Genomic DNA, 11,261 nt, shown 5'->3' with positions numbered 1-11,261 from the left:
TCCGTACTATTTAAAGAAAGGGTGTATGTAGTGCAAATGACAAAAAGATTAATTAACAAATCAGTTTTATTGCTTACTATAATCGTTATGTTATCATCTGTTTTCTCTTTTCAAAGTGTAAAGGCAGTTTCAAATTCGAAAACAACTGAAGTTATCATTCATTACAAAGAGCAGCTTGGAAATACAAAAGACTGGAATCTTTGGTTATGGGGAGAAAATGCAAATGGTACATCTTATGAATTTACTGGTGAAGATGAATTTGGAAAGTACGCTAAGATTAATATAGATGGTGACTATAATCGTGTAGGATTCATCATTCGTACAAATGAGTGGGAAAAAGATGGTGGGGATCGTTGGATTGAAAATATAAAGGACGGTCGTGCTGAAGTATGGATTCTTTCTGGTGATGAAAAGGTATATAACGCTAAGCCTTCTTCGGATCTATCAATTCAAAAAGCAACTATTGATAGTTTCAATGAAATCACTGTAACGACGAATGTTCCATTTCATATTAAGGAACAGAAAATCGAAATTGAAGGTATTAAAATTAAGAATATTACTCCTTATGATATAAACAGTGGAGATATTACGAATAAGGTGAAAATAATTACGGAACAGAAAATTGATTTAAAACAAACATACAAAGTTAAAATAGAAAACTTAGCTGATACGAATACTGAAATTGGTAAAGTCATTCGTAGTGAGGAATTTGATCATTTATTTTATTATGGTGGTAACGATTTAGGAAATACATATACCGTGCAACATACAAAGTTCCGTGTATGGGCTCCTACTGCGAGTGAAGCGAAGTTAGTTACATATAAAAAATGGAACGATAAAATAGGTACTGAAATAAATATGCAACAAGGTGAAAAGGGCACCTGGAAAGCAGAACTTAAAGGGAATCAAAAAGGTCTCTATTATACGTATAAGGTAAAAATTGGTGATAAGTGGACAGAAGCAGTTGATCCTTATGCACGTGCTGCTTCTGTAAATGGAGATAAAGGTGCGGTTATTGATTTAGAAGAAACAAATCCGAAAAAATGGAACACTAACAAAAAGCCTAAATTAAAAAATCCGGAAGATGCTATTATTTATGAATTGCATGTACGTGATCTTTCTATTCAGCCCGAAAGTGGCATTAAACAGAAAGGAAAATATTTAGGTGTAACAGAAAAAGGAACAAAAGGGCCAGAAGGTGTAAAAACAGGACTTGATCATATAAAGGACCTTGGTGTTACTCACGTTCAGTTTTTACCGATATTTGATTATGCTTCAGTAAATGAAGAGAATGTAAACGAACCACAATATAACTGGGGATATGATCCGAAAAATTTCAATGTTCCAGAGGGATCTTATTCTACAAATCCATATGAGCCAACTGTTCGAATAACTGAATTAAAGCAAATGGTTCAAACATTGCACGATAATAACCTTCGCGTTGTTATGGATGTAGTTTATAACCATATGTATAATGCTACTGAATCTAATTTTCATAAGTTAGTTCCAGGTTATTATTATCGTTACAATGAAGACGGAACATTTGCAAATGGCACTGGTGTAGGAAATGATACTGCTTCAGAACGAAAAATGATGAGGAAATTTATGATTGATTCAATAACATACTGGGCAAAAGAATACAATTTAGACGGATTCCGTTTTGATTTAATGGGTATTCATGATTATGAAACAATGAATGAAATACGTAAAGCTGTTAATCAAATTGACCCTTCTATTATACTGCATGGAGAAGGTTGGGATTTAAATACACCTCTTGCAGCAGAGTTGAAAGCAAATCAAAAAAATGCAGAGAAAATGAAAGGGATTGCTCATTTTAACGATAATATACGTGATGGATTAAAAGGTAGTGTATTTGAAGAGAAAGAAAATGGGTTTGTAAATGGAAAGGAACACATGGAAGACCGTATTAAAAAAGGTATTACCGCAGGCATTGACTACGATACAAATTCGTCGACTTACCAAGATCCAGAGCAGGTGCTAACTTATGTGGAAGCGCATGATAATCATACATTATGGGATAAACTTGAGTTGACTAATCCAAGTGACAGTGAAGACGTGCGAAAACAAATGCATAAATTATCTTCTTCGATTTTATTAACATCACAAGGTATTCCGTTCTTACATGCGGGACAAGAGTTTATGCGCACGAAATATGGTGATCATAACAGTTACAAATCTCCAGATTCAATTAACCAGATGGATTGGCTGCGCCGAGCAACGTTTAATAATGAAGTAGATTATATGAAGGGTTTAATAGAATTACGCAAAAAGTACTCAGCTTTTCGAATGACATCTGCAGAGCAAATAAAAACACATATATCATTTATTCATGCTCCGAAAAATACTGTAGCTTATACAATAGAGGGGAATAAAAATGAATACTTTACGGTGGCTCACAATGCAAATAGAGAAGCTGTTGAAATAACACTTCCATCGAAAGGTCCTTGGAAAGTACTAGTAGACGGGAAGCAGGCGGGAAGTAAACCACTTTCTGTTGTCCATGACAATAAAATTAAAGTTTCTGCATTAAGTTCATTTGTTTTAAAAACAGAGAAACCGATTAAATAAATACCAAAAACGAACGAAAGATTGTTTTCACTTCGCTTTTAAAGTTAAAATAGTATAATTTCACATACTGTAATTATATTACAATTTAATAAAAAAAGAGAAGAACTTACCAAGGTTCTTCTCTTTTTTATGTGTAATTATCATTTCCGTAGTTGTAGATATAAGAGTTTATGAATATAGCAAAAGGCAAGACGATGAACCTATTTACAAAGTGACGAAAAAATGACAAAACTGTAAGAATGTACGAATGTTTGTAAGGAAATTCGATGTTTTCCTTTTTCTTTTTTTATTAAAGTGAAAAAGAAGAAAGCGATGTCATAAGAAGTTTTTATTTCTAGATGAGTACAATAACCAAAACTATTCATGTAATGAAAGTATATGGCATTCAGTAAAACACTTTACTAAAAGGAGGGATTTGAAATGTCTTTTTCTCAATTCAATATTGATATTTTTCGAGCCATTAATGATTTAGGTAAACAATATTCATTCCTAAACCCAGCCATCGTATTTTTGGCAGAATATATGGTATATATGTTTGCTTTAATTATTTTAGCTTATTGGTTTACTGGGTCTAGAAAAAGTAGGATGATGGTTATTCAAGCGATGGTTGCTTTTGTAATTGCTGAGGTAATCGGGAAAATAGCAGGGAAATTCCATCTAAATTATCAACCGTTTGCAGTATTGCCTGATGTTAATAAACTTGTCGACCATGCTGTAGATAATTCATTTCCTAGTGACCATACGATTCTCTTTTTTTCGATTTGTTTTTCGTTTTGGCTTGTTCGTAAAAAAACTGGATGGCTATGGCTTATACTTGCACTTTGTGTAGCGATCTCTCGTATTTGGGTAGGGGTTCATTATCCTTTTGATGTTGCAGTAGGGGCTTTAATAGGATGTATTTCGGCGGTATTTTCGCATTGGTTAGTACCGAAATTATCTTTAATTAGGCAATTACTTACTCAATATGAAAGAGTAGAGAAACATGTTTTACCATCCAAAAATAAATCAAAAGGATTGTGAGTATAGACCTTTATCACCCTCATTACTATTCTTCACAAGTTGAATGTTCAATGCACTTATTTACATTCATGAAGATGAAAAGGAATGGGTAGTACATCTAGGTAATAAAATAGCTTGTTACCTAGATGTATAATCTAAATGCTGTTCCGTTAACATTTTGAATGTATCGTTATTACAGAATTAAACCTACAATCATAATGAAACTAAATAGTATCATCCAACCAAACGCACAATAGCCGAAGATTCTAATCCATTTTGGCAATTGATTCATGTTAACTCTATTTGTGGGAACTCCTTGCATAAAAAACATCATTTTTTGATCTCTATCCCTATTATTTTGTTGTTCATACATAATATCATCACCTTTCTAGAACTATTGTGTTTATAGTATATCAGTCTGAAGAAAATTATGTATAAGGGCTCGTTTGCATCTTGCGTGGTGAATTTTATAAATAGCAAAAAAGAGTCCTATATAAATGGGACTCTTTTTCTTCAAGTATTAACTTACTGGATATGCATTAGAACCAAGATAACGTTCTTTTATAATTTGTAGATGATGAAGCTCATGTCCAGCTATGATGTATGCTAATGCACGAACTGTAACTTCAGATTTGTTCGCATATCCTTTTTGTAACCAAGTGTCTTTATCTAAGCTTTTCAGTAAATGCAAGGTAGATTGGCGAACAACTATTAAATTCTCAAGAAGATCTTGCATAGATTGCTTATCAAAAGCAGCTTTAAGAACATACATATCATCGTTATAGCCTGGAAGTTCTGCTGTCTCGCCTCGAGCGATAGATAACAAGCGATACGCCATAACACGTTCTGTATCCGCAATATGGCCGATTACTTCTTTTATACTCCATTTAGTAGGAGCATATCGAAAAAGTCCCTCACTATCAGAAATGTCTTTTAATAAAAGATTCGTTTCCTCTATTTGTTGTTCTAAAATTTGTATGATATTTCCGTCTGATACTAAGTTAACATACGTAGCATAATAAGAGTTATATTCACTTGCCTTTGGTCTAATTTGCATACGAATCATCCTTTATATTTAATCTTTACGTACAGCTTATCACAAAATACTTTCAAATTAATCTGAAAGTTATAAATTATAATTAAAAAATTCACCTACTACCTTAGTTGAAATTATGTACTTTCACATCAATTAACAAACAGAAAAAGGATTTTTGATTTAACTCTTAGAATAGCGTTCTATTAGGAGTTCTTTGATATGAATTGTTTTTTGATTACTTTTGATGATAACTAAGAAATATAGAAAGGTTGTGAATTTATTTGATGGGTTATAAAGCTATGCTGTTTGATTTAGATGATACGTTACTTAATAGGGATATGGCAGTAGATAAATTGTTTTTATTTGTTTTAGAAAATTGTTATGAGGATGTTAGTGATACAGTTAAAAACAATATGCTACGGAAATTTAAAGAATATGATAAAAGGGAATACGGCATGAGTGATAAAACAATAGTTTTAGAATCGTTGTTTGATGAATTCCCGCCGAAGTATAGATTGCCACGCAATTATATCCAAGATTTTTGGAATAATAATTTCCCTAAATGTTTTTCAATAGACAAAAATACTATTCATTTCTTACATCATATAAAGAAGCACTTTGAAGTTGGAATTATAACAAATGGCTCAAGTCAGAGGCAAAGGGCTAAAATAATTAACACGAATTTAAACAATTACTTTGATACGATCATTATTTCTGAAGAAGTGGGATTTAGTAAACCGGATAAACGTATATTTGAACTAGCATTAAATAAGCTTAATGTGCAACCAGAAGATGTATTATTTATTGGAGATGACTTAGAAAAGGATATTGCTGGTCCTCAAAATGCAAATATAAAAGGTGTGTGGTTTAACCCTCCGAAAATCAAGAATACTACCAAAATACAACCATATGCCGAGATTAACACTTTGGATAGCTTGTTAAGTTATGTTACGCCACAATATTTTTTTAACAAGTAAAATTAATTTCATTGACCGTATTAGTAATAAAAAATAGAGGCAATTTTAAAAGCTACAGCTAATTTAATCTATGATTCATACGAAGTTTTGTAAAACAATTTTACTCATATTGTGTAAATTATAAAGGGGTGGGACTATGGAAATAAAGAAAGTAGTAATCGATGGAATCAATATTGCGGTCATTAGAAATGATAAGGTATTAATATCCGATGTTCAATCTGCATTAGATACTATGGCAACTGTTCAATATGAGATAGATGCGAAGCATATTATTATCCATAAATCTTTAATAAGTGAAGATTTCTTTGATCTAAAAACACGTCTTGCGGGCGATATCCTTCAAAAATTTATAAACTACAAGGTGAAATTTGCTATTGTTGGAGATTTCTCTATGTATACTAGTAAAAGCTTAAAGGATTTTATTTATGAATGTAATAAAGGTAAAGATATTTTTTACTTAGCAACTGAACAACAAGCAATTGAAAAACTAAGTACATTAAAGTAATAACAATACCCCAGTAAAATTACCCTCTTTTTCATATCGCTTATTATTTATAACATATAAGAACTGATGTTTGTGTTAAACTAAGAAATGAATAAAGGGGGAGTTTTCTTGAACAGTTATAATGATACGATACAAAACTTAAACAACATAATTTACAAACCTAACAATTTACTGATTGCGAATGTAAAAGAAGAAAAGCAAAACGCAGAATATGCAGGATATTTATTTCACTTAAATAACAAAACCATTCGTTTTAGAAAATCCAAAATTACTCCTAATAAAATTGGTCAATTTGTTTCTTTTTGGGAGAAAGATGACGATATGCAAAATCAAGCATTCTCTTATGACGCTGCTACTGACTTATTAGTTATCACTTGTATAGATGATAATAAACTAGGACAATTTATCTTCCCTAAAGAGATTCTTCTTAAGGAAAAAATCTTGAGAACACAAAATCAAAAAGGCAAGATGGCTATGAGGATTTATCCGATCTGGGATACCCCTGTTAGCAACCAAGCTAAAAAGAGCCAAATGTGGCAGCTTCAGTATTTTGTTGATTTAAGCGATTATAATAATTTACCTATAGACAAACTATTACATTTGTATTCGTAGCTTCTTATCTTGAGTAATCTTGTAAGTTAGACTTTTTGTACCGGTACAGTTAAACGAAATGTACATTGTTTCAGTACCCCATCAAAATTACAATCAGCATATACTAGTTTAACTTATACATTTTAAGGGGTGCTGACTATGACAAGTCTACAACATAAGCTTTTTACAAGATTGAATCTTGCAAAGCGTACTGAAATGAAGTTTGAAGAATTAAATACAATTCTTTTTGCATTTGCACACACTATACCATTTGAGAATTTAGATGTTATATCACGTAATTCGAATGCAATTACTATGGAAAATTTACAGGATAAAATTTTAACTAGATCCCGCGGTGGACTTTGTTATGAATTAAATACTCTTTTGTACTACTTTTTAAAAGATTGTGGTTATGATGTACAACTCGCATTAGGTACCGTATATAAAAATGATATAAACACTTGGGCACTCGAGGATGGGCATATAACGATTATTCTAAATTATGATAACGTACGATACGTAATTGATGTAGGTATTGCTTCATTAGTACCTCTAGTCCCTGTGCCTTTTACTGGTGAGGCTGTTTCTTCTAAAAATGGTACGTATCGAGTGAGACGAAAAGATACGAGTAAAGGGAATTACGTTCTAGAAAGAAAAGATACGAACGGTGAGTGGAAAGTATGTCATGCTTTTTATAATCGTATCATTGATGAGGCAGTAGTGAATGATGTTCAAAAAAGAGTAGTAGAAGATGAGAAATCTATTTTCAATAAAGGACCAATTGCAGTGAAATTGACGGAATCTGGTCATGTCTCTTTAACCAATACTAGTTTCACTGAAATAGTTCATGGCGAAAAAGCGAAACGTGAAATTACAGAAGAGCAATATAGAGAGCTTTTATATACTTTATTTGCTATTGAGTTATGATAACGCGAATAGCTAGCCGGTTCTGAATAAGAACCGGCTATTTTATTAATTTAATTTAAAACAACTATTAAAGTTTGATTTTCTTAATAGATATAATACACTAGAACAGTATGAAAAAGTATAAACAATGAATTTTGAATGTAAAGGAAGATCTTCATGTCAATTATCGATAAATTGAAACTTAATAAGTATACGAATATGGTTGTTATTAATGAACCAAGTGATTACGAAGTTTTTACAGGAAAAGAAACTGTATTTTCAAAAGAACACGATGCCATTTTTATTTTTGTAGAAACACTGGATGAAATGGTGAAACAAACGAATTATATTATTAGTAATAAAGAATTATTAATTGAAAAAGGATACATATTCTTCGCATATCCGAAAAAAGGTAATTCTCGCTACAGTACGTTTATTCACCGTGATGAGATGTTTCCAGCATTAAACGTTGGAGAAGATGGATATGTGGGAGAAAGCGATATTAAATTTGCGCGAATGGTAAGTATGGATGACATCTTTACTGTTGTAGGTTTAAAGCGTGAGAAGAAAAAAGCGACGAAAACGCCTGCAATGAGCCAATGTGTAGCTGATTATGCAGATCGAATTCAAGATGTTGAAGCTTTATTAGCTAATCATCCAAATGAACTTAAGTTTTATCAAAGTTTAACACCTGGATACAAAAAAGATTGGGCACGTAATCTGTTTTCTGTCAAACAAGAAAAAACACGTGAAAAACGTTTTGAAAAGATGATTGAGGTTCTATCACAAGGCTATAAAACAATTGATTTATTCCGCAAAAAGAAAAAATAAGATTAGGAAAGTCACAATGATGCAACAATTAATTGCGATGAGTACATTGAAAAAAGTATTTCTTCCATTATACTAAGGGATGTTCTTATATTTATATAATTAGTAAAAGAGAAAAGGTGTTTGAAATGAAATCGTATATTGTAGTTGGAGCGGGAATTTTAGGTGCGTCTACTGCTTATCATCTTGCTAAGGCTGGCGCGAACGTTATTATCGTGGATCGTCAACAAGTAGGTCAAGCAACGGATGCAGCAGCAGGTATTGTCTGTCCATGGCTTTCGCAACGTCGTAATAAAGCATGGTATAAAATCGTTAAAGGCGGTGCACGTTACTATTCTTCGTTAATTCAGCAATTAGAAGACGACGGTGAAACGGATACAGGTTACAACCGTGTAGGTGCAATTAGTTTACATACTGATGAGAAAAAACTAGATCAAATGGAAGAGCGAGCTTATAAGCGCCGTGAAGATGCACCAGAGATTGGTGAAATTACGCGTTTATCAGCTGAAGAAACGAAAAAATTATTCCCAGCATTATCAGAAGAATTTAGTTCTGTTCATATTAGTGGTGCTGCACGAGTAAATGGAAGATTATTACGCAACGCATTAATAAGCGCTGCGAAAAAACATGGTGCAACTTTTATAAAAGGCAATGCAGTATTAGTCTGTGAAGGTAGTCAGATTACGGGTGTTAAAGTAAACGATAAAACAATTCTAGCAGAAAAGGTTATTGTAACTGCAGGTGCATGGGCGAATGAAATCTTAAACCCATTAGGAATTAATTTCTTAGTTACGTTTCAAAAAGGACAGATTGTTCACCTGCAAATGGAAAATATAGCAACAGAAAATATGCCAGTTGTTATGCCGCCAAATGATCAATACATTTTAACATTTGACAATGGCCATGTCGTAATTGGTGCAACACATGAGAATGATACTGGTTTCGATCACCGTGTAACGGCTGGTGGTTTAAATGAAGTATTCCATAAAGCATTAACAGTTGCACCTGGCTTAGAAAATGCTACTATGCTTGAAACGAGAGTTGGATTTAGACCATTCACACCAGGGTTCTTACCTGTAATTGGCCCGCTTCCTAACTTTGAAGGTATTCTCGTTGCAAACGGATTAGGTGCCTCAGGTTTAACTGCAGGTCCATATTTAGGATCAGAACTTGCTAAGTTAGCGCTGGGACAACCAATTGAGTTAGATTTAAATGATTATGACGTTGCGGGCGCAATTGAATAACATCGGGTATGAAAAAATACACTAAGCAAATTCGATAGGAAATAAGTAGTTTTTTCTCCGTTCAGAGTAAGACTGTTTACGAAAAATGAAATTCTTTAAAAATAAAGAGCCGACACCATGAACGTGCATTATTAATGTAGAATTGTGATGTTTGCTCTTTATTTCTATTTATTTAAAGCTTTTTTTGAGAGGAGGTTAAGTAATGAGAGCACCATATCAAGTATTAATATTTCCTTATATAAAAACTGACGATTCTATTCAATATGCGATTTTCAACCGAAGTGATTATGGTTATTGGCAAGGAATAGCTGGTGGTGGAGAAGACGGTGAGATTCCTATTGAATCAGCAAAACGTGAAGCGTTTGAAGAGGCTGGTATTACAAGAGAATGTTCATATATACAATTAGATTCTGTGTCTTCACTACCAGTAGAGGATGTAGTTGGAGAATTCCTTTGGGGAGATGACGTTTATGTAATAAAAGAATTTTCGTTTGGAGTTAAAGTACCTACAAAAAACATCTCATTATCTAAAGAACACTTACATTATAAATGGTTATGCTTTGAGGAAGCCATAACGTATTTGAAGTGGGATAGCAACAAAACAGCATTGTGGGAATTAAACAAAAGACTATTAAAACAATAAAGTGAAACTTTAATCAGTGGGGGTTTTCTTCATCCCCACTGATTATTAGTTGAACCAATCGGACTTTTATGGGCAGTTAATCCCTCACCTAACTTCTTTACTTTTTCTGAATTTTGAGGTGGGGGGTCTTACTGCCCATTAAAGCGAGATAAAAGTGTTAGCTAACAAAGATATTAGCGGAACAAGAATTGAAAACTACTAAAAATCAAACATGGATTTGGCAGGGTCAATGAACCAAGAGAACTTGCACTAAGAAAAGCTCTATACAGTTGCCTCTGAAAAAATGAAAATAGTTAGAAATATTTTTTTGTTGTATGGTTTTTGGCTCTGAATAGCGGAATACATATTAAGTATTCAACAGTTCAAATAAAACGAGTCATCTTTTTATTTGAAGAAGAAAGATGACCAGTTTTATGCTAAAATTCGCTTAGTGTATATTTTCGTTAAAATGTGGGCAGGCCCACTTTTAGCAAAACCGGAGTGGAAATGATGAGTATAAATTGTTTTGTGGGATTGATAAAGAATGAATTATTAAAAGAGATAAGCATAAGAAGCGAGGATGAATCCGAGCCTGTAGTAGTTAAAGATATTCCTAGACTTTGGAAGTGTTTAGGGAAAGGTAATTATGCCGCGGTATTCATGCACAAAGAGTACAAAGATTGGGTAGTGAAAGTATACGCGCGCGAAGGAGAAGGCATTGAAAAAGAGTCAGAAGTATACCGCAGAATCGGAAACCATCCTTCTTATTCAAAGCTTATTTATAAAGGAGAAAATTTCATAGTATTGAAACGGTTAAAAGAAATTACCTTATACGATGCTGTTCATAAAGGGATTAAAATCCCTAAGCAGGTGATCCTTGATATCAATAAAGCTTTAGAGTATGCAAGAGAACAAGGATTAACCCCCTGCGATGTTCACGGGAAAAATGTGATGATGGAAAGAT

General features: G+C 33.0%; 12 protein-coding genes. 10 read left to right on the top strand and 2 right to left on the bottom strand.

What is annotated here, in order from left to right:
• Positions 1 to 30: 30 nt before the first annotated feature.
• Positions 31 to 2,589 carry a type I pullulanase gene (gene pulA / locus ACTT1L_RS00060; protein WP_076874558.1) on the top strand — a complete coding sequence of 853 codons (2,559 nt, stop codon included), beginning with the start codon at positions 31 to 33 and terminating at the stop codon, positions 2,587 to 2,589.
• 420 nt (positions 2,590 to 3,009) lie between these two features.
• Positions 3,010 to 3,609, top strand: coding sequence for an undecaprenyl-diphosphatase (locus ACTT1L_RS00055; protein WP_076874559.1), 600 nt, complete (start codon positions 3,010 to 3,012; stop codon positions 3,607 to 3,609).
• A 172-nt stretch (positions 3,610 to 3,781) separates the two neighbouring features.
• On the opposite strand, the gene ACTT1L_RS00050 is transcribed toward ACTT1L_RS00055, so the two are convergent.
• Positions 3,782 to 3,961 carry a hypothetical protein gene (locus ACTT1L_RS00050; protein WP_086708240.1) on the bottom strand — a complete coding sequence of 60 codons (180 nt, stop codon included), beginning with the start codon at positions 3,959 to 3,961 and terminating at the stop codon, positions 3,782 to 3,784.
• Between the two features lie 147 nt (positions 3,962 to 4,108).
• Positions 4,109 to 4,645, bottom strand: coding sequence for a DinB family protein (locus ACTT1L_RS00045; RefSeq protein ID WP_071741643.1), 537 nt, complete (start codon positions 4,643 to 4,645; stop codon positions 4,109 to 4,111).
• A 263-nt stretch (positions 4,646 to 4,908) separates the two neighbouring features.
• Here ACTT1L_RS00045 and ACTT1L_RS00040 point away from each other — a divergent pair, with 263 nt between their 5' ends.
• The 8 genes from ACTT1L_RS00040 to ACTT1L_RS00005 all read left to right on the top strand — a co-directional run.
• Positions 4,909 to 5,601 carry an HAD family hydrolase gene (locus ACTT1L_RS00040; protein ID WP_140394935.1) on the top strand — a complete coding sequence of 231 codons (693 nt, stop codon included), beginning with the start codon at positions 4,909 to 4,911 and terminating at the stop codon, positions 5,599 to 5,601.
• 136 nt (positions 5,602 to 5,737) lie between these two features.
• Positions 5,738 to 6,106, top strand: coding sequence for a DUF4180 domain-containing protein (locus tag ACTT1L_RS00035; RefSeq protein WP_071741644.1), 369 nt, complete (start codon positions 5,738 to 5,740; stop codon positions 6,104 to 6,106).
• A 108-nt stretch (positions 6,107 to 6,214) separates the two neighbouring features.
• The gene (locus tag ACTT1L_RS00030; protein ID WP_061130433.1) at positions 6,215 to 6,718 is read left to right on the top strand and encodes a MepB family protein; all 504 of its coding nucleotides are present in this window, start codon (positions 6,215 to 6,217) and stop codon (positions 6,716 to 6,718) included.
• Between the two features lie 138 nt (positions 6,719 to 6,856).
• On the top strand, positions 6,857 to 7,624 hold the full coding sequence (locus tag ACTT1L_RS00025) for an arylamine N-acetyltransferase family protein (RefSeq protein ID WP_442821705.1): 768 nt from the start codon (positions 6,857 to 6,859) through the stop codon (positions 7,622 to 7,624).
• A gap of 156 nt (positions 7,625 to 7,780) precedes the next feature.
• Complete coding sequence (locus ACTT1L_RS00020; protein WP_000022240.1) at positions 7,781 to 8,434, top strand: YdeI/OmpD-associated family protein; 654 nt, start codon at positions 7,781 to 7,783, stop codon at positions 8,432 to 8,434.
• Positions 8,435 to 8,559: 125 nt separating this feature from the next.
• A complete protein-coding gene (locus ACTT1L_RS00015) occupies positions 8,560 to 9,675 on the top strand; it encodes an NAD(P)/FAD-dependent oxidoreductase (protein ID WP_076874568.1) in 1,116 nt (371 codons plus the stop codon).
• 202 nt (positions 9,676 to 9,877) lie between these two features.
• Positions 9,878 to 10,318 (top strand): NUDIX hydrolase, encoded by a 441-nt coding sequence (locus tag ACTT1L_RS00010; RefSeq protein WP_076874561.1) that lies wholly within the window; start codon positions 9,878 to 9,880, stop codon positions 10,316 to 10,318.
• Between the two features lie 486 nt (positions 10,319 to 10,804).
• Positions 10,805 to 11,261: serine/threonine protein kinase (locus ACTT1L_RS00005; protein WP_442821704.1), on the top strand; the 457-nt coding region annotated here is incomplete at its 3' end.

The sequence above is a fragment of the Bacillus sp. FH genome (assembly GCF_052216825.1).
In the GTDB taxonomy this organism is placed as follows: domain Bacteria; phylum Bacillota; class Bacilli; order Bacillales; family Bacillaceae_G; genus Bacillus_A; species Bacillus_A paranthracis.
The sequence above is the reverse complement of the archived record's forward strand: the minus strand, read 5'-3'. Positions and strand labels throughout refer to the sequence as shown.

What these genes read in the sequence shown, in the direction of transcription:
- ACTT1L_RS00055 (WP_076874559.1), top strand. Translation starts at nt 3,010, where the DNA reads ATGTCTTTTTCTCAATTCAATATTGATATTTTTCGAGCCATTAATGAT.
- ACTT1L_RS00050 (WP_086708240.1), bottom strand. Translation starts at nt 3,961, where the DNA reads ATGTATGAACAACAAAATAATAGGGATAGAGATCAAAAAATGATGTTT.
- ACTT1L_RS00045 (WP_071741643.1), bottom strand. Translation starts at nt 4,645, where the DNA reads ATGCAAATTAGACCAAAGGCAAGTGAATATAACTCTTATTATGCTACG.
- ACTT1L_RS00040 (WP_140394935.1), top strand. Translation starts at nt 4,909, where the DNA reads ATGGGTTATAAAGCTATGCTGTTTGATTTAGATGATACGTTACTTAAT.
- ACTT1L_RS00035 (WP_071741644.1), top strand. Translation starts at nt 5,738, where the DNA reads ATGGAAATAAAGAAAGTAGTAATCGATGGAATCAATATTGCGGTCATT.
- ACTT1L_RS00025 (WP_442821705.1), top strand. Translation starts at nt 6,857, where the DNA reads ATGACAAGTCTACAACATAAGCTTTTTACAAGATTGAATCTTGCAAAG.
- ACTT1L_RS00020 (WP_000022240.1), top strand. Translation starts at nt 7,781, where the DNA reads ATGTCAATTATCGATAAATTGAAACTTAATAAGTATACGAATATGGTT.
- ACTT1L_RS00015 (WP_076874568.1), top strand. Translation starts at nt 8,560, where the DNA reads ATGAAATCGTATATTGTAGTTGGAGCGGGAATTTTAGGTGCGTCTACT.
- ACTT1L_RS00010 (WP_076874561.1), top strand. Translation starts at nt 9,878, where the DNA reads ATGAGAGCACCATATCAAGTATTAATATTTCCTTATATAAAAACTGAC.